The 21,315-nt window shown below is 54.9% G+C and carries 16 protein-coding genes and 1 pseudogene; 12 read left to right on the forward strand and 5 right to left on the reverse strand.

What is annotated here, in order from left to right:
* The first annotated feature begins 91 nt into the window (after positions 1-91).
* The 6 genes and pseudogenes from LKE88_RS11410 (at position 92) to LKE88_RS11435 (ending at position 9,206) form a co-directional block, all read left to right on the forward strand.
* Positions 92-1,348: an S-layer homology domain-containing protein gene (locus tag LKE88_RS11410; protein ID WP_118286896.1), complete on the forward strand. Its 1,257-nt coding sequence runs from the start codon at positions 92-94 to the stop codon at positions 1,346-1,348.
* Between the two features lie 309 nt (positions 1,349-1,657).
* Positions 1,658-2,933 (forward strand): annotated as a pseudogene (locus tag LKE88_RS11415) (S-layer homology domain-containing protein).
* A 326-nt stretch (positions 2,934-3,259) separates the two neighbouring features.
* Positions 3,260-4,531 carry an S-layer homology domain-containing protein gene (locus tag LKE88_RS11420; protein WP_118286897.1) on the forward strand — a complete coding sequence of 424 codons (1,272 nt, stop codon included), beginning with the start codon at positions 3,260-3,262 and terminating at the stop codon, positions 4,529-4,531.
* 240 nt (positions 4,532-4,771) lie between these two features.
* Positions 4,772-6,322 carry a M20/M25/M40 family metallo-hydrolase gene (locus LKE88_RS11425; RefSeq protein WP_276803615.1) on the forward strand — a complete coding sequence of 517 codons (1,551 nt, stop codon included), beginning with the start codon at positions 4,772-4,774 and terminating at the stop codon, positions 6,320-6,322.
* A 261-nt stretch (positions 6,323-6,583) separates the two neighbouring features.
* Entirely contained in the window at positions 6,584-7,636 is a 1,053-nt protein-coding gene (locus tag LKE88_RS11430) for a porin family protein (RefSeq protein WP_118286899.1), read from the forward strand.
* A gap of 322 nt (positions 7,637-7,958) precedes the next feature.
* A complete protein-coding gene (locus LKE88_RS11435) occupies positions 7,959-9,206 on the forward strand; it encodes an S-layer homology domain-containing protein (RefSeq protein ID WP_105326990.1) in 1,248 nt (415 codons plus the stop codon).
* A gap of 308 nt (positions 9,207-9,514) precedes the next feature.
* On the opposite strand, the gene LKE88_RS11440 is transcribed toward LKE88_RS11435, so the two are convergent.
* Positions 9,515-10,588, reverse strand: coding sequence for a threonine aldolase family protein (locus tag LKE88_RS11440; RefSeq protein ID WP_118286900.1), 1,074 nt, complete (start codon positions 10,586-10,588; stop codon positions 9,515-9,517).
* A gap of 192 nt (positions 10,589-10,780) precedes the next feature.
* On the opposite strand from LKE88_RS11440, the gene LKE88_RS11445 reads away from it, so the two are divergent.
* The 4 genes from LKE88_RS11445 (at position 10,781) to LKE88_RS11460 (ending at position 13,689) form a co-directional block, all read left to right on the forward strand.
* Positions 10,781-11,668 (forward strand): LysR family transcriptional regulator, encoded by an 888-nt coding sequence (locus tag LKE88_RS11445; protein WP_105326992.1) that lies wholly within the window; start codon positions 10,781-10,783, stop codon positions 11,666-11,668.
* 236 nt (positions 11,669-11,904) lie between these two features.
* Positions 11,905-12,222, forward strand: coding sequence for an ArsR/SmtB family transcription factor (locus LKE88_RS11450; RefSeq protein ID WP_105326993.1), 318 nt, complete (start codon positions 11,905-11,907; stop codon positions 12,220-12,222).
* A complete protein-coding gene (arsB, locus tag LKE88_RS11455; RefSeq protein ID WP_105326994.1) occupies positions 12,219-13,265 on the forward strand; it encodes an ACR3 family arsenite efflux transporter in 1,047 nt (348 codons plus the stop codon). Before LKE88_RS11450 ends, arsB begins: the two co-directional genes overlap by 4 nt.
* Positions 13,258-13,689: an arsenate reductase/protein-tyrosine-phosphatase family protein gene (locus tag LKE88_RS11460; protein ID WP_118286902.1), complete on the forward strand. Its 432-nt coding sequence runs from the start codon at positions 13,258-13,260 to the stop codon at positions 13,687-13,689. The genes arsB and LKE88_RS11460 overlap by 8 nt, the downstream gene beginning before the upstream one ends.
* Before the next feature lie 81 nt (positions 13,690-13,770).
* On the opposite strand, the gene LKE88_RS11465 is transcribed toward LKE88_RS11460, so the two are convergent.
* Positions 13,771-14,637, reverse strand: coding sequence for an aldo/keto reductase (locus LKE88_RS11465; RefSeq protein WP_105327440.1), 867 nt, complete (start codon positions 14,635-14,637; stop codon positions 13,771-13,773).
* Positions 14,638-14,961: 324 nt separating this feature from the next.
* Here LKE88_RS11465 and LKE88_RS11470 point away from each other — a divergent pair, with 324 nt between their 5' ends.
* Positions 14,962-17,433, forward strand: coding sequence for an excinuclease ABC subunit UvrA (locus LKE88_RS11470; protein ID WP_118286903.1), 2,472 nt, complete (start codon positions 14,962-14,964; stop codon positions 17,431-17,433).
* Between the two features lie 56 nt (positions 17,434-17,489).
* On the opposite strand, the gene LKE88_RS11475 is transcribed toward LKE88_RS11470, so the two are convergent.
* Positions 17,490-18,134 (reverse strand): NUDIX hydrolase, encoded by a 645-nt coding sequence (locus LKE88_RS11475; protein WP_105326997.1) that lies wholly within the window; start codon positions 18,132-18,134, stop codon positions 17,490-17,492.
* 309 nt (positions 18,135-18,443) lie between these two features.
* Here LKE88_RS11475 and LKE88_RS11480 point away from each other — a divergent pair, with 309 nt between their 5' ends.
* Positions 18,444-19,379, forward strand: a complete 936-nt coding sequence (locus LKE88_RS11480) for a cation diffusion facilitator family transporter (protein WP_105326998.1) — start codon at positions 18,444-18,446, stop codon at positions 19,377-19,379.
* Positions 19,380-19,441: 62 nt separating this feature from the next.
* On the opposite strand, the gene LKE88_RS11485 is transcribed toward LKE88_RS11480, so the two are convergent.
* Positions 19,442-20,716: a secretin GspD/PilQ domain-containing protein gene (locus LKE88_RS11485; protein WP_118286904.1), complete on the reverse strand. Its 1,275-nt coding sequence runs from the start codon at positions 20,714-20,716 to the stop codon at positions 19,442-19,444.
* Positions 20,713-21,252: a hypothetical protein gene (locus LKE88_RS11490; protein ID WP_118286905.1), complete on the reverse strand. Its 540-nt coding sequence runs from the start codon at positions 21,250-21,252 to the stop codon at positions 20,713-20,715. The genes LKE88_RS11485 and LKE88_RS11490 overlap by 4 nt, the downstream gene beginning before the upstream one ends.
* Between the last annotated feature and the right edge of the window lie 63 nt (positions 21,253-21,315).

Consider the following 21,315-nt stretch of genomic DNA (forward strand, 5'->3'; position numbering starts at 1 on the left):
GAAACAAGGATACTCGCCACGTAGGGATTGCGGAGAAACCGGAAGCCTAACCTTTGGGGTGGATACATTGACACAAAGGGAGATTTTAATCATGAAAAAAACGTTAGTTTTTGCAATGGCTATGGCTCTAGGCGTAAGCGCTACTGCTTTCGCAGCCAACCCGTTCTCCGATGTTCCCGCAGGCCACTGGGCTTACGGCGCAGTTGCCAAACTGGCTGCTGCTGGTATTGTTGACGGCTATCCTGATGGCACCTTCAAAGGCGATCATCTGATGACCCGTTATGAAATGGCTCAAATCGTAGCCAAGGCTCTGGCCAAAGGCGCTATCGGCGCTGATGACAGACTGGTCAGCGAATTCGCTGACGAACTGGACAACCTGGGTGTTCGGGTTGCCAAACTGGAAAAGAACGCTGACAACGTAAAGATTACCGGCAACGTTCGTCTGAGCTACGCTGACAACAGCGGTGCCGTAGGCAGCAAAGCTGCTGACGATGCTCGGCTGCGTACCCGTCTGTTCCTGACTGGTGAAGTCAACGACAACTGGCATTACGTATCCATGCTGGAAAACAACCAACATTTTGCTGGCGACCATGAATCCGGGGATGACGACACGGACTTCCAGCGCGCTTACCTGACCGGCAACATCGGTGTGGTCAACCTGACTGGCGGTCGTTTCCAAGGCTACTATGGCGATGGCAACATCTACGATAGCCGTATCGATGGTGTAAACGCCAACGTAAAGATGGGCCAAGCTTACTTGGGCGCTACCTATGGTAAGATGGCTAACCCCTCCGACTACAGCTGGACTGCTGATGACGACAAGGATGAAGCAGTTGCTGACACCTTTGTACAAGCTACCTTGGGCGGCGATATCGGCAAACTGAATCTGGAAGCCCAATACCTGAAAGCCAACGATGTTAACACCGCTTGGATGACTGGCGATGACACCATTTGGACCGCTGCTGCTACCTACAACACCGGCGACTTCAAACTGGGCGCTATGTACCTGAAAGGCGACAACGACTACGTTGATGATAAAAACGGCGACGATGATGGCTGGGTAGCAACCCTGGGCTACAAGGGTGCACAAGCCAGCAAACCTGGTTCTTGGGGCCTGTTCGCTAAATACTACGATCAGGGCGGCGCAACCTACATCAACCACACCATGAACGGCGTATACAACAAGTTCAGCGCTGACGGCTTCAAAGGTTATCAGGTTGGCGGCAACGTAACCCTGGCCAAGAACATGGTTGCTGAAGTGCAGTACTATGATCTGAAAGGCAAAGGCGGCGACACCGACGGACAACACGCACGTACCCTGTGGTCTCAGATGGTTGTAACCTTCTAATTTCACAAACACTTCAAGACGATTCCCCTTGTGGGAGTCGTCTTTTTTTGTTATAGCTATTGGATTGGAGTGCTTAGAATACAATGTTCATTAAAAAATACTCAATTATGAAATAATTACATACAAGTATTGAAAAAATGAAAAATAATATGGTAATATAGTGTCATGACATAGAGTTGTCATAAAACCAACCGATTCCCTTATAAGGGCGGACCCTGGATGGACCAGAGGAAACAAGGTGACTCGCGGCACACCTCCAGAGAAAGCTTTTAACGGGGAATTTCCATGAATTCCTAAGGAGGAGTACACATGAAAAAGTCTTTGGTTTTTGCTATGGCAATGGCTCTGGGCGTAAGCGCTACTGCTTTTGCTGCTAACCCCTTCTCTGATGTTCCGGCTGGCTCTTGGGCCTACGGCGCTGTAGCCAAACTGGCTGCTGCTGGCATTGTTGACGGCTATCCTGACGGCACCTTCAAAGGTGATCGCACCATGACCCGTTATGAAATGGCACAAATCGTTGCCAAAGCTCTGGCTAAAGGCGCTATCGGCGCTGATGACAGACTGGTCAGCGAATTCGCTGACGAGCTGGACAACCTGGGCGTTCGCGTTGCCAAACTGGAAAAGAACGCTGACATGGTAAAAATTACCGGTCAAGTCCGTATCAGCAACGAACACACCACCGGTGACCTGGGCAAATATGACAATTCTCGGCTGCGTACCCGTCTGTTCTTCACTGGCGAAGTGAACGACAAATGGCACTATGTGTCCATGATTGAAAACAACCAATACTTCGATGGCGGGAACGAATCCGGCAACGATGACGCAGACTTCCAGCGTGCTTACCTGACCGGTAACCTGGGTGTGGTAAACATCACCGCTGGCCGTTACAGCGGTTACTATGGTGATGGCAACATCTATGATACCCGTGTGGATGCGGTAAATGCCAACGTAAAGATGGGTCAGGCTTACCTGGGTGCTACCTACGGTAAAATGGCCAATGCTTCCACCTATTCCTGGACTGCCAAACCTGCTGCTGATTCTGGTTTTGTGGATGGTACTCACAAGGGCGTTGGCGATAAATTCGTACAAGCTACCTTGGGCGGCAATATTGGCAAACTGAACCTGGAAGCCCAATACCTGAAAGCCAATGACCTGAACCTGGACTGGATGACCGGTGATGACACCATCTGGACCGCTGCTGCTACCTACAATACTGGCGACTTCCAGCTGGGTGGTATGTACCTGAAAGGTGACAACGATTCCTGTTGACAAAGCGGACGGCGATGATGACGGCTACGTAATCACCCTGGGCTTCAAAGGTGCTAAAGCTTCCAAACCTGGTTCTTGGGGCCTGTACGGCAAGTACTATGACCAAGGCGCAGCCACCTATATCCAGCACACCATGAGTGGTGAATACGGTGAATTTGGTGCTTCCGGCTTTAAAGGCTACATGGTGGGCGGCAACCTGGCTCTGGCCAAGAACATGGTGACCACCGTTGAATTCTACGACCTGAAGGGCAAAGGCGGCACCGACGAAGGCAAGCATGTACGGACTCTGTGGTCTCAAATGGTTGTAACGTTCTAAGCAAGTTTACAAAAAGTTTTCAAAGACGATTCCCTTTGGGGAATCGCCTTTTTTTGTGCCTTTTGCCTAGGCAGAATGCGGGTTTGCAATTTATTTAACATCACAGCTAATTTTTCTCACATTTGCGATTACTCATATTAGTGGTTGCATGGTGCAAAATAGTTGTGTTAAAATAGGCACGTGACAAAAGGTTGTCACAAAACCAAATACGATTCCTAGTGGCAGCGGACCATGGATAGACCAGAGGAAACAAGGATACTCGCGGTACAGATCGGTGGAAAGCTTCCAGGACGGAATCCTCTCTGATTTCCTAAGGAGGAATTCACATGAAAAAGTCTCTGGTTTTTGCAATGGCAATGGCTCTGGGCGTAAGCGCTACCGCTTTTGCTGCTAACCCCTTCTCCGATGTACCCGCTGGCTCTTGGGCCTACGGCGCTGTAGCCAAACTGGCTGCTGCTGGTATTGTTGACGGCTATCCTGATGGCACCTTCAAAGGTGAACGCACCATGACCCGTTATGAAATGGCTCAAATCGTTGCCAAAGCTCTGGCTAAAGGCGCTATCGGCGCTGATGACAGACTGGTTAGCGAATTCGCTGACGAACTGGACAACCTGGGCGTTCGCGTAGCCAAACTGGAAAAGAACGCTGACATGGTAAAGATTACCGGTAACGTTCGTCTGAGCGATGCTCGTACCACTGGCGATTACGGTAAATCCGATACTTCTAAACTGCGTACCCGTCTGTTCTTCACCGGCGAAGTAAACGACAACTGGCATTACGTTGCTATGTTGGAAAACAACCAAGTATTCAATGGCGAAAACGAATCCGGTGATGATGACACCGATTTCCAACGTGCTTACCTGACCGGTAACATCGGCGTTGTAAACCTGACCGGCGGCCGTTTCCAAGGCTACTACGGCGATGGCAACATCTACGATACTCGGCAAGATGCTGTTAACGCTAACGTAAAGATGGGCAAAGCTTACCTGGGCGCTACCTATGGTAAAATGGCTAATTCTTCCACCTATTCTTGGTCCAAACTGCCTGATCCGAACAAACGTAACTGGGTAGATGCTACTCATGAAGGCGTTGCTGACACCTTTGTACAAGCTACCTTGGGCGGCGATATCGGCAAACTGAATCTGGAAGCCCAATACCTGAAAGCCAACGATGTTAACACCGCTTGGATGACTGGCGATGACACCATTTGGACCGCTGCTGCTACCTACAACACCGGCGACTTCAAACTGGGCGCTATGTACCTGAAAGGCGACAACGACTACGTTGACGATAAAGATGGCGATGACGACGGCTACGTTGTAACCCTGGGCTACAAAGGTGCTTCCGCTGCTAAAGCTGGTTCTTGGGGCCTGTACGGCAAGTACTATGACCAAGGCGTTGCTACCTACATCGCTCATACCATGAACGGTGCATACGATAAGTTTGATGCTAACGGTTTCAAAGGCTATATGGTCGGCGGCAACCTGACCCTGGCTAAGAACATGGTAGCTACTGTTGAATGGTATGACCTGAAGAGCAAAGGCGACAGCGACAAACACGCTCGTACCCTGTGGTCTCAAATGGTTGTTACGTTCTAATTCCTTTAGAACTGTTAAGAAGACGATTTCCTCGGAAATCGTCTTCTTTTTTTATCTTGTTTAATCTCAAACGAATACTTTTAGAAGCCAGTGCCTGTAAAGCCTTGCTTTGTACCAACTGCTACAGTGCGGATAAATATACAAGAAAATGCATGAAAAACCTGTACAATACTGCCCAGGCTGTGTATACTGGAAGACAGTTATTTTCCTAACTCAATTTGTCCGAAAGGGGAATGTGCAATGGTAGAGAAAGAACGGGTGCTTACCCTCCTCCGGGAGCTGATGGCCATAGAAAGTGAAACGGGAACGGCAAAAGAAGCCGCGGCAGAACAATATCTGACTGAGGTAATTGGCAAAATGGGGCATGGCGTCCAGCTCCATACCTTTCCGGTACCGGAGGATGCCCAGGGCCGGGCGGTAATCTGCGGCCTGCTGCCAGGGAAAAAGCCGGATACGGTAATTTTTCTGAACCACCACGATGTGGTCAGTACGGAAATCTATGGCGCACTGCGGCCTTTGGCCTGTACGCCGGATCAGCTGCTCCAGGGCCTTTTGGCAACGGAAACGGATCCTGCCGTCCTGGCGGACCTCCAAAGTGGGGAATGGCTGCCCGGCCGGGGCTCCGCCGATATGAAGGGCGGGGCAGCGGCCCAGCTGGCTGTGCTGGAAGCCTATGCCAAGCAGGGCGGGGGAGACGTTGGCCTTCTCTTTGTGTCCCTCCCCGATGAGGAAGCCTATTCCGCAGGGATGCGTGCGGCACTGCCGGCTCTCCGGCAGCTTCAGCAGCAATTTGGCCTGAAATACCGGGCGGCCATCAACTGCGAACCCGATGAAAAGGAAGCTGGTAAACTGGTGGCTTTTACCGGGTCCGTGGGCAAGCTGCTGCCGGTAGTGCTGGTCCAGGGCAAGTCCGTTCATGTGGGCTCCTACCGCCAGGGGGTGAACCCCTTGGGGGTGATGGCCCGGATCATTGCCGCTACCGAAGGAAACCCGGCCCTGGCCGATACCTGGGAAGGGGAAAGCACGCCGCCCCCTGCCTGGGTGTACCTGAGAGACCGGAAGGAAGTGTACGACGTGTCCACGCCCCAAAGGGTGATGGCCTGTGCCAATTTCCTGACGTATACCAAGACTCCGGAAGACCTGCTGGCCCTTTTAACGGAAACTGCACAGCAGGCTGCCCAGGAAGCCCTGGCCCAGGTGAACAACGGCCTTTCCATGGAAGTGCTCACCAGTGCCCAGCTGCTGGAACGGGCCCAAAACTTGCCGGGCTTTTCTGCCTTTTACGAAAAGCTGCTGGCGGACAGTTTTGCCAAGCTGCAGCAGGGAAAGTCCAGCTATGCCCAGGAAACCATTGCTGTTTTGGAAGCCGTTTTGGACTTTACGGGCTTTACCCAGCCCCTGGTGCTGCTCAGTTTTGCTCCTCCCTATTACCCGGCGGCCAACAGCAAGACCGTGGCCAAGGAGGACTTTGCCGGACTTTGTAAAACCCTCACCCAGCTGACGCCCCTGCGCTTTGACCCTTACTTTAATGGGGTGTCCGATTGCAGCTACTGCTGCGTAGATCCTACACTGGACGGGAAGGTCCTGGCAAAGAATATGCCCCTGTGGGGGAAGGCCTATTCCTTTGATTTTCCGGCCATTGCCCAGCTGCAGATTCCCTTTTTGCTGCTGGGGCCCTGGGGTGTGGATCTCCACCAGCGCACCGAGCGGGTGAATGTGGAAAGCGTTTCTGTTACCCTGCCCCAGCTGCTGGAGAGGGTTTTGGCCTATATGGCAGAGACGGCTGAATAAAAGGCAGTAAAACGTAAAACTCCTGCAATAAAAAGATTCATATCTTGCATAAGTCGCTTTAAAACGCACATAGGTGTTAGTAAAACATACCTATGTGCGCTATTCATGTACAAAATTATAGAAATTATGCAGAAATAAATTTAATGTGAAAATTATTGTCATAATATGCTACAATACAGTTAGGACATGATTTTGTCACATTTATAGAACAGCTTCTGCTGCCAGGAGTGCGTATCAGGAAACTTGAAGGGGGAATGGGTCATGAAGAAGCAAAGCGTTCTTACTATGGTTTTGGCATTGGGCATCAGTTCCAATGCCTATGCAGTGAACCCATTTTCCGATGTGCCTAAAGGTTCCTGGGCCTATGGCGCTGTAGCAAAATTGGCGGCTGGCCTGGAGAGCAGAGAATCGACTGGCACCTTCCCGGGAAAGTATCCTGAGACCCGTTACGAAATGGCCCAAATCGTGGCAAAAGCATTGGCCCAAGGAACCATCGGTGCAGATAACAGGCTGGTCCGGGAATTTGCCCAGGAACTGGACCTGCTGGGCGCCCGGATGCCCCTGCCGGAACGGCCTGCTGGAAGCGGCAAAACTACCAGCAGCCTCAGGGAAGGTGCTTTGCGCCCCAACGTGGAGCAGGGCAAATTGGACGGGGAAACGGCCCCGCAGCTCCGGCCCTGGTTTTTAGGGACAGAGAACGCCAAAGTGCAGTTTGGTCAAACCTACCTGGCGGCCTTCGGCAGCAGGGCGGGGCAGCCGGTCTCTGGCTGGACCGCCCAAACAGAAGGCAAAACAGCCACAGAGGACGGCTTCACCGGCGCTGCCTTGGGCGGCACCCTTGGCAGCCTGAGCCTGGAGGCCCAGTACCTGAAAGCTTCGCCCCAGACTGCCCCCTGGGTTCCAGAAGAAGATACCCTTTGGACAGCAGGCGCCGCCTATCACTTTGGGCCTGTGAGCGTGGGCGGAATGTATCTGAAAGGCGGCAGCGATTCCGCAGCTGAACCTGGCGCTAGTGACGAGGGCTACGTCATCAACCTGCGCTACAAAGGCGCAGAGGCGGCCAAAACCGGCAGTTGGGGCCTTTTTGGCAATTACTACGACCAGGGCGGCACTGCCTATCTTTCCCGTACCCTGAATGGAGCCTACAGCGCCTTTGAGCCCCAGGGCTTTACCGGCTATATGGTGGGCGGCAATTTGACCCTGGCCAAGAATATGGTGGCCCAGGTGGAATATTATGATCTCCAAGGGAAGGGCAACGGCCAGGAAGGCCAGCATGCCCGGACCCTGTGGTCGCAAATGGTGGTCACTTTCTAAATAGGTAAAAGGAGCTATCGTTCGGAATAGCTCCTTTTTGTTATGCAGAAAAGTAATTTAAAAAACAAAAACAATTAATAAAAAGCATAAAGTGGATGAACTGTAGCTTTTTATACAATTTTTAGAGGTTACTTCGCCTAAAAGTACCGCAAAATCAAAAAAATAGCTAAAAAATTGTCCGGAAATTTCTTTCTGTGATAGAATTGAAAAAGACAAATTTCTGTCAAACTTTGGCTTTGCAGCTGCCGGACCGAACAGAGGAAACAAGGCGACTCGCGGGAGGAAGGGCAATGCAGGCCAAACCATTCAAGGAGGAATTCCCATGAAAAAATCCCTGGTATTTGCCATGGCCATGGCTCTGGGCGTAAGCGCCACTGCCTTTGCGGCCAACCCCTTCTCCGATGTGCCCGCAGGCTCCTGGGCCTACGGCGCTGTAGCCAAACTGGCAGCTGCTGGTATTGTTGACGGCTACCCTGATGGCACCTTCAAAGGTGAACGCACCATGACCCGTTATGAAATGGCCCAAATCGTGGCCAAGGCCCTGGCCAAAGGCGCTATCGGCGCTGATGACAGACTGGTCAGCGAATTCGCTGACGAACTGGACAATCTGGGCGTGCGCGTAGCCAAACTGGAACGCAATGCGGACAATGTGAAGATTACCGGTAACGTTCGTCTGAGCAACGTTCATACCACTGGTGATTACGGTAAATCCGATGCCACCAAACTGCGTACCCGTCTGTTCTTCACCGGCGATGTAAATGACAACTGGAACTACGTTGCTATGATTGAAAACAACCAAGTATTTGATGGTCAAAACGAATCCGGCAATGATGACACCGATTTCCAACGGGCTTATCTCACCGGCAACATCGGTGTAGTCAACGTAACTGCCGGCCGTTACGACACCTACTACAGCGACGGCAACGTGTACGATGACCGGGTAGATGCAGTAAACGCCAAAGTGAAATTTGGCCAAACCTACCTGGCTGCTACCTACGGCAAAATGGGCAACGCTTCCACCTATTCCTGGTCCACTGACGGCACCAGACAGGGCGTAGGCGACAAATTCGTCCAAGCTACTCTGGGCGGGGACATCGGCAAATTGAACCTGGAAGCTGCCTACCTGAAAGCCGACGACATCAACACCACCTGGATGACCGGTGATGACAAGATCTGGACGGCTGCAGCCAACTATAACTTTGGGGATGCCAGCCTGGGTGCTATGTACCTGAAGGGCGACAATGACTCCGTGGATAAGGCCAACGGCGATGATGACGGCTACGTCATCAGCCTGAACTACAAAGGCGCAGAAGCTGCCAAACCCGGCACCTGGGGCCTGTTTGCCAAATACTACGACCAAGGCGGCGCAACCTACATTGCCCACACCATGGATGGCGCTTACGATGTCTTCGATGCCAACGGCTTCAAAGGCTATCAAGTAGGCGGCAACCTGACCCTGGCCAAGAACATGGTAGCCCAAGTGGAATACTATGATCTGAAGAGCAAAGGCGGCACCTATGACGGACAACACGCCCGCACCCTGTGGTCTCAAATGGTAGTAACCTTCTAAGCAGCACTTCTCAGCTGCTAAGCTGAAACAAAAGACGAAGAACGGGAATCCTTCTGAAAAGGAGGAAACCGGTTCTTCGTCTTTTTTGTGTGAGAGGCAGGACCAAGAAATTTAACATGCTGGTAACATGCTTTTTGCATTGGAAAAGAGCCGGTAAGTCGGGAGAAGCCGCATGAAAGCTGGAAAATCTAACATGCTGGTAACATGCTTTTTGCGTTGGAACAGAATCAGTAAGTCTGGAGAAGCCGCATGAAAGCTGGATAATCTAACATGCTGGTAATTTGCTTTTCCCTACAATACAAAAGCCGTCAGCGATTTTGCTGGCGGCTTTGTGTTACCCTGTCCTTAATTACCTGGCACAGTTTGTCCGTGTCTTCCTGGGTGGTGGCCCAGCTGGTGCAGAAGCGGATGATGGAGTGGGACCCATCATATTTTTCGCCGAAGTTGTACACGGCGTATTGGCCCAGTTTTTCCATTTTCCCATTGTCAATGATGAAGAAAATCTGGTTGGTGGGGGAATCAAAGACTAGTTCATACCCAGCGTCCACCAGAGCTTTCTTGATTTGCCGGGCATAGGTGATGGCGCTTTCCCCAATATGCAGGTACAGGTCGTCCTTCAGCAGCTCGTCAAATTGGATGCCCAGTACCCGGCCCTTGGCCAGGAGTGCACCGTCCTGCTTGATGATGGTGAAGAAATGGGGAATCAGGTCCGGATTGGGGAGGACAATGGCTTCGCCCAGCAGGGCGCCGCATTTGGTGCCGCCAATGTAGAATACGTCGCACAGTCGGCCCAGGTCTGCCAGGGTCACGTCATTTTCCGGGCAGGCCAAGGCGTAGGCCAGACGGGCTCCGTCCACAAACAGGGGAATGTGGTGTTCCCGGCATACCTGGCTGATGGCCTCTAATTCTTCCAGGGAGTACAGCACGCCAAATTCGTTGGGGTGGGACAGGTAGACCATCCCCGGCATCACCATATGGTCCCGGTTGCCGTCCTGCTCGTAGTCCGCCAGGCACAGGGCAACTCCGGCGGCGGAAATTTTCCCTTCTTCAGAGGGAATGGCCAGGACTTTGTGGCCGCCTGCCTCAATGGCACCGGCTTCGTGTACGCTGACGTGGCCGCTGTCAGCAGAAATGACGCCCTGGTAGGGCCGGAGTACAGCACCAATTACGGCTGCATTGGCCTGGGTGCCGCCGCTGACAAAATGGATGGCTGCGCTAGGGGTGCCGCAGGCCTTCCGGATTCGCTCCCGGGCAGACTCACAGATTGCGTCCGTGCCGTAGCCCGGGGTTTTCAGCAGATTGGTATCCAGCAGCCGCTGCAGGATGGCCGGATGGGCCCCTTCCTGGTAATCGCTGGCAAAATACAGTTTTTGGTTTTCCATATTATCTCCTCGTTTCTTGACAGGCTTAGGGTCAAATTAATTTTATTGTACTCCAGGCAGGGAGCGGGAGCAAGCCGGAAAACAGCTCCAGGAAAGGCTTCTGGTATACCGTTGGTTTACATTTCCCTTTTCAGGCTGTAGAATGGGAAAGAATAGGGGAGTCTGTTTGAATCTGCCGAAGGGGGAACTGCCATGAACTTGCTCCAACTCCAATACTTTGTGGAAGTCTGCCGGGAAGGAAACTTCACCCGGGCAGCTGTCAATATTCACGTCACCCAGCCCACCCTGACCAAAGCCATCAAGGAACTGGAAAAGGAATTTCAGGTATCCCTGCTGTACCGGGGCAAAGGGGGCGTCATGCCCACCCCGCCGGGGCAGGATCTCCTGCGCATGGCCAAACCGGTGCTCCAGGACGTGGACCATATCCAGCGGGTCATGGAAAGCTATGGCTCCAGCCAGCAGGTGCTGCGGCTGGGAACCACCTTTATGACCAACGCTTCCTGCTTTCCTGATTTTTACCAAAGCCTCCACGCCCGCTTTCCGGAAATCGACGTGGAAGTCACCTCCGAACTGGTGCCCAGCCTGCTGCAAAAGCTGGAAGACCGGCAAATCAACCTGCTGCTGGTGCCCTATACCCCGGAGAATAACCACTTCCCGTACTTTCTCTGGTGCCGCCGGCGCTTCCTGTTTGTGGTGCCGGAAAACCATCCCCTGGCCCAGCGGAAAACCGTGGGCTTTCGGGACATTTGCCATGAACCGCTGATTTCCTACTTTGGGGACCAATTCCTGATGCGCCAGGGCCTGCCGGAAAAACTCCAGAGGGCTGGCGGAGAGCTGAAGATTGTCCACCGCTGCAACCAGATTCAGGTCATGCAGCAGCTGATCCAAAAAGGCATGGGCTGCGGCTTTATGATGGAAGACTCCTTTACCCAGGGCGGCGGGGTAGTGGGTATCCCTATGGAAGACGAATTCACCGTGGACGTGTACGCCATGTGGAACAAGGACTTCGAAAAGATTTTCCTGTTCAAGGACGTGGTTCAATACCTGAAACAACAGGCCGAGAAAAACCTGGCCCAATAGCCATAAAAAATAACCGGACGCTTCCTGTGGGGAGAGTCCGGTATTTTTGATAAAATCATGTATAGATATAAGATATAATTGATGGACGGAATACCACAGCGGGTGGTTTCCTGCAATCTGCACTATTGCAAAATAATCATATTGACAAATATCGATTTGATACCTACAATGTATTTATCATATTGATAATAATCGATGGGACGCTGCCGCAGCCCATTGGGAAAAGAGGTATTACGATGAATGCAATAGATGCAGCGCTGGTGTGCAAAGCCTTGGGTGACAGTCATCGGATGCAGATTGTCCAGCTTTTGACTCAGGGGGAATTGTGCGCCTGCAATTTGTTGGAACATTTTCAGATTGCCCAGCCCACCTTGTCCCACCATATGAAGGTGCTGACGGAATGTGCCTTGGTCCAAAGCCGGAAAGAGTGGAAGAACACCTATTATTCCCTGAACTGCGATACCCTGCTGGCCTTTCGCAGTTTTATTGACTCTCTCCAATGTGGGGAGGCCTGTTATCGCAGGGCGGAACCCTGTCAGGAGGTGCAGCCATGACCCAGGCAAAACCCGGTATTTCTTCTTTCCAAAGTCATCTCAGCTGGTGGGTGCTGGGCTGTATGGTGATTGGCGTAGTCCTAGGCACCGCGGTCCCGGCGCTGCCGGAGGCTTTGGGCAAGCTTCAGCTGGCGGGCATTTCCCTGCCCATTGCAGTGCTGATTTGGGTCATGATTTATCCCATGATGATAAAAGTGGATTTTAACAGCATCCGGGCTATCGGCGAGAATCCCAGAGGTCTTTTTGTGACCTGGGTGGTGAACTGGCTGATTAAACCCTTTACCATGTACGGCTTTAGCTGCCTGTTCCTTTATGGGCTGTTTCGCATCTGGATTGCCCCGGATCTGGCTACCCAATATTTAGCGGGAATGGTGCTTCTGGGAGCCGCTCCCTGTACGGCCATGGTCTTTGTCTGGAGCACCCTGACCCACGGAAATCCGGCCTACACCGTGGTGCAGGTTGCCACCAATGACCTGATTATCCTGGTGGCCTTTGTGCCTATTGTTTCCTTTCTGTTGGGCGTTTCCCAGGTATTTGTGCCGTACAGTACCCTGTTTGTGAGCATCTTCCTTTTTGTGGTGATTCCCCTGGTTTTTGGCGTGGCCACCCGGGCCTATGTTACCCGCCGTTACGGGCAGCAGTATCTGGAAGAAACGTTTCTGCCCAAATTTGACGGCATTACCACCCTGGGCCTTTTGCTGACGCTGGTGCTGATTTTCAGCTCCCAGGCTGGGGTGATTTTGGCAAACCCCGTCCATATTGTACTTCTAGCAGTTCCTTTGGTGGTGCAGACCCTGTTTATCTTCGGGCTGGCCTATGCCCTCTGTTGGTTTTTGCGGCTTCCTTTTGCTATTGCTGCTCCCGCCGGTATGATTGGAGCCTCCAACTTTTTTGAACTGGCAGTGGCAGTGGCGGTGGCTCTCTTTGGCACCACCAGTCCGGCTGCTTTGGCTACTACCGTGGGTGTACTGACAGAAGTGCCTGTCATGCTGCTTTTGGTGCGTTTTGCCAATGCTACGAAAGGGTGGTTCTCCCATGACTAAGCCAGTGATTGCCTTTGTATGTGTCCATAATGCCTGCCGCAGCCAGTTGGCGGAAGCCCTGGCAAGGAAACTGGCGGGGGACGTATGGACCAGCTGCTCGGCAGGAACCCAGCCCGCCAAAGAAATCGATCCGGAAGCCTGCCACCTTTTGGCCAAGCTGTACCAGATTGATATGAAGGCCCAAGGCCAGTATTGCAAAACCTTGGACCAGCTGCCGCCCCTGGATGGGGTGGTGACCATGGGCTGCGGCGTCCAGTGCCCAGCCCTGCCGGCCCGCTGGCGTGAAGATTGGGGTTTGGAAGACCCCACCGGCAAAGGAGAGGAAGCCTATCGCCAGACCCTGGAACGCCTAATAAAGAAAATCCAAGCTTTGAAAGTGCGGCTGGAAGCGGAAAAGCAAAAAGAATTGAACGGCAAAGCCTAACAGAAAAGCTTATAGCAACAAATCCCCCGGTGCGCATCGCAGCGGGGGATTCTTTAGTTTGGAGGACAGCTTCTCTCCAGTTTATAAGCTGGTTACTACCGGGTTGTTCAGATAATCGTACACCCGCCGTACTTCCTTGACGTTCCGGGTGTCTAGCATTTGGGGCCGGCCCAGGTCCAGGCTGGCAATCTGCTGCATTTCTGCGTCCGTCAGGGCAAAGTCCCAGATGGCCAGGTTCTGCTCCATCCGTTCCTTATGGACGGATTTGGGGATAATCACCACGCCCCGCTGTACGTTCCAGCGCAGGATGACCTGGGCAGTAGTTTTGCCGTGGGCCTCGGCAATGGCGGAGAGCACCGGGTTGGTGAACATACCGTTCATGCCTTCGGCAAAGGGCGCCCAGGCCTCCGGCTGCACGCCGTATTCCTTGAGCAGGGCCAGTTCGTCAGCCCGCTGGTAGAAGGGATGCAGTTCCAGCTGGTTCACCGCCGGCACAATATCTGTATTGAAGCACAGGTCCACCAGCCGGTCGGGCAGGAAGTTGCAGACGCCGATGGCCCGGATTCGTCCGGCCTGATAGAGCTCCGTCATGGCCCGCCAGGACCCGTAGTAATCCGCCAGGGGCATATGGATCAGGTACAGGTCCAGGTAATCCGTCCCCAGTTTCTTACAGGACCGGTCAAAGGCTTCCTTGGTCTTTTCGTAGCCCATTTCCTGCATATAGGCCTTGGTGGTCAGGAAAAGTTCCTGCCTGGGAACGCCGCTTTCCTTGATGGCGGCGCCCACCGCTTCCTCATTCTGGTAGCTGCTGGCTGTGTCCAGCAGCCGGTAGCCCAAGTTTAGGGCGTCCTTCACCGCCTGCTTGCACTGTTCCAGGTCCGTGACCTGGAACACCCCAAAGCCTTCCTGGGGCATTTTTACACCATTATTTAGCGTTACAAAAGGGATAGTCATAAAAGCATAGCTCCTTTCCTTGCAAACCTGCAATTGCTTGCTGATTATACCTTAACACTAAAGTCCAGTTGAATGTCAAGAGCTGGAAGAAAGTGAAATTATGAATTCCAATTGGCTAAAAACCATGCGTTTTTTGTTATGCCAGATCCCAGGCAGCGGCAGGCTTTCCGCCGTCATTTGTCCTGGCTGGCCTTTGCCGCTATAATAAAAGCAGTGACCGTCCAGCAGACGGCCCGGGGTCAGCACCCCTAAACGCAATAAACCTGGTGCGGCCCAGCTATTCTCTGCGAGGTGATTTTCTTGTCTTCCTCTCCTAAAATGATTCAGGTCCGGGGCGCCCGGGTCCATAATCTGAAAAATATCAATGTGGATATTCCTTTACACAAAATTGTGGGTATTGCCGGGGTGTCCGGTTCGGGGAAATCCTCCCTGGCACTGGGCATCCTCTATGCCGAAGGCTCTCGACGGTACCTGGAGTCCCTGTCCACCTATACCCGGCGGCGAATGACCCAGGCCCAGCGGGCAGATGTGGACGAGGTGCGCTACGTGCCGGCCGCCCTGGCCCTCCACCAGCGGCCTGGGGTGCCGGGTATCCGCAGTACCTTTGGCACCCTCAGTGAGCTGTCCAACAGCCTGCGGCTGATATTCTCCCGGCTGGCCAGCCACCGCTGCCCCAACGGCCATTATGTGCCGCCCTCCCTGGCGGTAGCCGCCATGCAGGAAATTACCTGCCCGGAGTGCGGCGCCAAATTCTACGGGCCAGGGGCCGAAGATCTGGCCTTTAACAGCCGGGGCGCCTGTCCCACCTGCGGCGGTACGGGCATCGTGCGGACGGTGAACCAGGCCTCCCTGGTGCCCGACGAGAACCTGACCATCGACCAGGGGGCCGTGGTGGTGTGGGGGACCCTGATGTGGTCCCTGATGAAGGAGGTGTGCCGGGAAATGGGGGTGCGTACGGACGTGCCCTTTAAGGACCTGACGCCAAAAGAAAAATGGGTCGTTTACCACGGCCCGGCGGAGAAAAAGCACATTCTCTACATCAACCCCAAAACTCAGCAGAGCACCGAGCTGGATTTTACCTATTACAACGCCAACTATACCGTGGAAAATGCCCTGGCCAAGGTCAAGGATGAAAAGGGCATGAAGCGGCTGGAGCGGTTCCTGAAGGAAGGGGTCTGCCCGGACTGCCACGGCTCCCGGATGTCGGAAGCTACCCGGGCGCCCCGGCTCCGGGGGATTGGCCTGGACCAGGCTTCCCAAATGACCCTGGACGACCTGGTGGTCTGGGTCCGGGGAGTGCCCGCTTCCCTGCCGGAAGAAATGCGCCCCATGGCCCAAAGCATCTGCGAAGCCTTTTTGGACACGGCCAAACGGCTGAGGGACCTGGGGCTGGGGTACCTGTCCCTGGACCGGGCTTCCGGCACACTGTCCACCGGGGAGCGGCAGCGGGTCCAATTGGCCCGGGCCGTGCGGAACCGGACCACCGGGGTACTGTACGTGCTGGACGAGCCCTCCATTGGGCTCCATCCCTATAACCTCCAGGGGCTCACGGCGGTGCTGGACGACCTGGTGGCGGACGGCAACTCGGTGGTACTTGTGGACCACGATACCCAGGTTCTTTGCCACAGCCAGTATCTGCTGGAAATGGGACCGGGGTCCGGGGCTGACGGCGGAAAGCTGGTAGCCCAGGGCACAGTGGCGGAGCTGGAGCAGAATCCCCAGTCCCTGATTGGCCCCTACCTGCAAAAGGAGGAAAAGCCCCACCTGCTGCCCCCGGGACTGCCCCAAAAAGAACTGTTTGCCAAGGGAACCCTGCACCTGGCAACGGACCAGCTTCACACGGTGCAGCCCCTGGACGTCAAGCTGCCGCTAGGGCGCCTCACGGTGGTCACCGGGGTTTCCGGCTCCGGGAAGACCACCCTGGTACTGGAGAGCCTGATTCCTGCCCTGAAGGCTGCGATAGAAGGCACGCCCCTTCCGGCCCACGTGAAAAGCGTGGAAGCCCCGGGCATCTCCCAGGTGAAGCTCATCGATGCCACCCCCATCGGCATCAACGTCCGCTCCACCGTGGCCACCTACGCCGGGATTCACGACGAGCTGCGGAAGGTGTACGCCCGCACCGAGGACGCCAAAGCCCTGGGGTACAAGGCCGGGGACTTTTCCTATAATACCGGCAAACTCCGCTGCCCTACCTGCGACGGCACCGGGCAAATCTCCCTGGACGTGCAGTTTCTGCCGGACGTGGACATTCCCTGTCCGGACTGCCGGGGCTCCCGCTACAGCAAGGAGGCCCACGCCATCCATCGGAAGGCCAAGGACGGGCATAGCTACAGTTTGCCGGAGCTGATGAATATGAGCGTGGACCAGGCCCTCCTTGCCTGCAAGGGACTCAGCCTGCTCCAGCGCCGGCTTCAGGTGCTCCACGACCTGGGCCTGGGGTATTTGACCCTGGGCGAAGAAACTCCCGGTCTTTCCGGAGGCGAAGCCCAGCGGCTGAAACTGGCCAGCGAAATGGGCAGGGGCCAGGGGGATACGGTCTTTGTGTTTGACGAGCCCACCATAGGCCTCCACCCCAAGGACGTGGAAACCCTGCTGGGGGTATTCCATCAGCTCCTTGACCTGGGAGCCACGGTGCTGGTCATCGAGCACGACCTGGACGTGATTCGTGCCGCAGACTACCTGGTGGATATGGGGCCCGGCGGCGGCAAGGCTGGCGGCCGGATTGTGGCCCAGGGCACGCCCCAGGAAATCCGCAGCTGCCTGGACAGCGTAACGGGACGCTTTATCTGAACGCAAAAAAAGATGTTTCTCTGCACCCGCAGAAAAACATCTTTTTTTTATCAAGCTCAGGCCAAGCCTTTTTCCCTGACCAGCTGCAAAAAGTTGTGCAGGACTCTGGCGGTAATGCCCCAGATCATCTTGTCCTTCCAGGGATAGAAGTACACTGTGTAGTCAAACTGGGGCTTCCAGCCCGGCTTGACCGGTGCCACCAGGCCCTCTGGGAAATCGTCTTCCCGGTGGGTACCAATCTGGATGGTGCCCGTTTCCGGGGTCATGGCCAGCAGGTCCTTCAGGGGAACGGCAAATACCTCGCCCACCTCCTCAGGGTCCACGGTCAGCTCCTGGCCTTCCTGGAGAATCCCTGCAAAGGGGAAAATCAGGGGACCCATGGGGCCGTAGAAATAGGGCAGGGGGCCCAGCACCTGGACGGAGGAACGGGGAATCCCCAGTTCTTCTTCCGTTTCCCGGAGCGCCGTATAGAGCAGGGTGGGGTCGCTGTCCTCCCGGTGGCCGCCAGGAAAGCAGATATCCCCGGGCTGCCAGGTCATGGTGGAAGCCCGCACCTCAAAAAGAATCTCCCAGCCCTCCTGCCCCCAGCGCAGGGGAAGAAGCACGGCGGATTCCCAAATCTTCAGGGTCCGGTCTGCTTTCAGGCCCTGGTCCGTCCAAAGGGCTGCCAGCTGCTGCCGCCCCGTTGTTTCGTTTGTCATAGTGATGTATCCTCCCGGGGAAATCCCCGCTGTTATGCCTTGCTATTTTGTCCCGCCCAAAGGCAGGAAGCACTTCTTTCTAGTGTACAATATTTCACGGCTGGCGGCAATATCCCCCTGGGCAGCTTCCTTTATGGTTATGATTTTCTAACTTACAGCCGCTACGCTTACCCCTTCCCAACTTTCTTGACAATGGCCCGGGCTGGCCTTAGACTAGTAACTAAGTAGAAGAATATCGCCAGCACTTGTGGGGCCAGCCGTTCCTCAGGTGTTCTTTTTTTACTGAAATTTAGATTCCAGGTGGTTATTATGAGTAATCCTACCCAAAGCAGCAGCGATGTTGCCATGCACGTTTCCTATGTGAGCATTGTCATCAACCTGATGCTCAGCACCTTTAAATTCCTGGCCGGGATTTTTGGCCATTCCGCCGCCATGATTTCCGATGCCATCCACTCCGCTTCCGATGTGTTCAGTACCATCATCGTGATTTTCGGGGTGGTGCTGTCCAGCCGGGCCTCCGATGAGGACCACCAGTACGGCCACGAAAAGCAGGAGTACATTGCCACCCTGTTCCTGGCCTTTATCCTGCTGTTCACCGGCCTGGGCATTGGCTACGAAGGCGTGACCACCATTATCCATAAAACCTATGTGAACCGGGAAGCCCCGGCCTTTATTGCCCTGGCCGCTGCCGTGATTTCCATTGTCACCAAGGAAGCCATGTTCTGGTACACCAAGCACGCCGCAGACGAAATCCACTCCGGTGCCCTGATGGCCGATGCCTGGCACCACCGCAGCGACGCCCTGTCCTCCATTGGTTCCTTTATCGGTATCTTTGGGGCCCGGATGGGGTATCCCATTATGGATCCCCTGGCCTCCATTGTCATTTGCCTGATGATTATCTACGCGTCTGTGGGCATATTCCACGATGCCTCCGACAAGCTGGTGGACCACGCCTGCAACGAAGAAACCATTCAGGATATGCGCAACCATGTCATGGACCAGCCCGGAGTCCGGGGCATTGACTCCATCAGAACCCGCCTTTTCGGCGCCAAATTCTACGTGGACATTGATATTACCGCCGACGGGAACCTGAGCCTGTTCAAGGCCCACCATATCGCCGACGAGGTCCACGATACCATCGAGCAAAACTTCCCGGAAGTCAAGCACTGCATGGTTCACGTATCCCCCGATCCCCATATCCCCTGCAAGGAAGATATCTGGGACCACCGGCCGGACGATAAATAGGAAACACAGGCAAACAGCCGTTCCCCACTCACAGGAGAGTGGAGGACGGCTGTTGTTGTCTATTAGGGCTGGGCTGCCGGGTCCTCCCCCTGGGGCAAAGCTGCGGGGGCAGAGGAGGCTGGCTGGTGTCCTGCCCGGGCTTCCTGTTCGGCTGGCCCATAAATGCTGGGGGAATGGCCGGACTCTGTGATGTAGGGCGTCAGCAGCATACAGACTTCTGTCTTGCTTTTGCTCCGGGAGCGGAACTTGAAGAATTCGCCTAAAAGCGGCAGCTTGGACAACAGGGGCACGCTTTCCAGCCGCCGCTGCTCCTGCTCGCTGATGAGGCCGCCAATCACCAGGGTTTCCTTTTCCCGCATACGCACGTGGGTGTCTGCGGTGCGGCTGGTAATCCGGTAGTTCTTCAGCTCGGCAATCAGGGTGGGGGTGCTGACTTCCGTATGGACCTGGGCGGTAATCAGCCCGTCCTGGCTGAGAATGGGAGTGTAGGACAGCCGGATGCCGGCGTCCACGTATTCCGTGGTGGTGCTGGTGGTGGAATTGGTAACCTTTTCCGTGACGACGGGAATATGGTCGCCGATAAAGATGCTGGCTTCCTTGCCCGGCAGGGTAATAATTCGGGGCGTAGCCAGAATTTTGGCCTTCCCCTCCTGGCACAGGGCGGACAGCACAGCCTGGAACTGGGTGGAATAGCCGTGGCCCAGATGGATGCGCCCGGCGTAGGTTTCCTGGCTGCCGCTGTCCTCCGTTTGGTCGGTACTTTTCGTGGGCAGGGGACCCCAGTTCCATTGCAGCCCCAGCTCCCGGGAAGCGTCTTCGTCCAGGGAGAGAATCCGGGCTTCCAGGGTAATCTGCCGGGTGGGGCGGTCCAGGGTTTCCAAAGCCTTGGCCAGTTGCCGGTCCTGGGCCGGGTCGCCGCCAAATAGCAGGGTGTTGGTGATGCTGTCGTAGGATAGGGGGCCAGTAAACAGGGGCCTTAGGGTTTCCGCCGTTTCCTTGGCTGGAATGTATTCCAAAGGGTGCAGGGACAGGCTGCCAAAGCGCTGCTTGAACCGCTCCGGAGTGGACACTAGATAGACCTTTCCCTCCCGGCGGCAGCTAAGGCCGCTGCTTTGGGTAATCAGGTCCAAAGCTTCCTCAAAGGGCAGCTCGTGGAGCTCCAGGGAAATCGTCTGCCGCAGCTCCGGGTCTGTGATGATGCTTTCCCCGGACAGGGAGGCCAGGGTTTGGAGCACGTCCCGCACCGGTGCCCGGTCCACGGACAGGGAAATGGGCGGAGCGGCCAGCACCAGGCGTGGGAGCAGCAGGAAGCAAAGTGCTAAAAACAGGGCCTTCATGGCAGCACCTCCCCAAGGGCCACTTCCCCCTGGGTGGTGGTTAGGGAGCGGGAGCCGATGGCGGTAATCCTGCTGCCATTGGGAAGGGTATCCCCTTCCTGGGTGCGGAGTACCCCCTGGGCCGTGGACCACAGGGCCTGGCGCTTGCCTTGGCAGGACAGGAGCCCCAAAAGCCGGGGCCGGACGGCTGCTGGCTGGGGCGCGGCCGCAGTGCCGCTGCTGGGAATTGAAATTGCACCTGTTTTGGGGGCAGCGGTTTTGGGCACCGTCGGAGAAACGGTTACTGGATGGTTTAAGGGCCGGAACGGGTCCCGCTGGGGGGACACCCGGTTCTTTTGTACTTGTAAGGTGGAGGCTGGGAGTTGGGGCTTTGTCTGCTGGGTTTTCACTTTGGGTACCGGGGGCACGTCCGGATAGGGCAGGGGACGGCTGTATAGGTACAGGGAAAGTGCCGTGCAGCCCAGCAGCAGGGGAAATACCAGGTGGACGGGACGGATTTGGGGCAGGGAATAGGTGGAAAGAAAAGCGGTGAGCATAAGCGGTCCTCCTTGGAAAAAATGTGGCCTTCTCCCGATTATTATAAAAGAAAACCCGTTTAT

Origin of the sequence: Acidaminococcus hominis (genome assembly GCF_022484025.1) — a bacterium.
Classification (GTDB): Bacteria; Bacillota; Negativicutes; order Acidaminococcales; family Acidaminococcaceae; genus Acidaminococcus; species Acidaminococcus hominis.

Excerpts from the sequence above, each read along its gene's own strand:
- LKE88_RS11410 (WP_118286896.1), top strand. The coding sequence starts at position 92 with ATGAAAAAAACGTTAGTTTTTGCAATGGCTATGGCTCTAGGCGTAAGC.
- LKE88_RS11420 (WP_118286897.1), top strand. The coding sequence starts at position 3,260 with ATGAAAAAGTCTCTGGTTTTTGCAATGGCAATGGCTCTGGGCGTAAGC.
- LKE88_RS11425 (WP_276803615.1), top strand. The coding sequence starts at position 4,772 with ATGGTAGAGAAAGAACGGGTGCTTACCCTCCTCCGGGAGCTGATGGCC.
- LKE88_RS11430 (WP_118286899.1), top strand. The coding sequence starts at position 6,584 with ATGAAGAAGCAAAGCGTTCTTACTATGGTTTTGGCATTGGGCATCAGT.
- LKE88_RS11435 (WP_105326990.1), top strand. The coding sequence starts at position 7,959 with ATGAAAAAATCCCTGGTATTTGCCATGGCCATGGCTCTGGGCGTAAGC.
- LKE88_RS11440 (WP_118286900.1), bottom strand. The coding sequence starts at position 10,588 with ATGGAAAACCAAAAACTGTATTTTGCCAGCGATTACCAGGAAGGGGCC.
- LKE88_RS11445 (WP_105326992.1), top strand. The coding sequence starts at position 10,781 with ATGAACTTGCTCCAACTCCAATACTTTGTGGAAGTCTGCCGGGAAGGA.
- LKE88_RS11450 (WP_105326993.1), top strand. The coding sequence starts at position 11,905 with ATGAATGCAATAGATGCAGCGCTGGTGTGCAAAGCCTTGGGTGACAGT.
- arsB (WP_105326994.1), top strand. The coding sequence starts at position 12,219 with ATGACCCAGGCAAAACCCGGTATTTCTTCTTTCCAAAGTCATCTCAGC.
- LKE88_RS11460 (WP_118286902.1), top strand. The coding sequence starts at position 13,258 with ATGACTAAGCCAGTGATTGCCTTTGTATGTGTCCATAATGCCTGCCGC.
- LKE88_RS11470 (WP_118286903.1), top strand. The coding sequence starts at position 14,962 with ATGATTCAGGTCCGGGGCGCCCGGGTCCATAATCTGAAAAATATCAAT.
- LKE88_RS11475 (WP_105326997.1), bottom strand. The coding sequence starts at position 18,134 with ATGACAAACGAAACAACGGGGCGGCAGCAGCTGGCAGCCCTTTGGACG.
- LKE88_RS11480 (WP_105326998.1), top strand. The coding sequence starts at position 18,444 with ATGAGTAATCCTACCCAAAGCAGCAGCGATGTTGCCATGCACGTTTCC.
- LKE88_RS11485 (WP_118286904.1), bottom strand. The coding sequence starts at position 20,716 with ATGAAGGCCCTGTTTTTAGCACTTTGCTTCCTGCTGCTCCCACGCCTG.
- LKE88_RS11490 (WP_118286905.1), bottom strand. The coding sequence starts at position 21,252 with ATGCTCACCGCTTTTCTTTCCACCTATTCCCTGCCCCAAATCCGTCCC.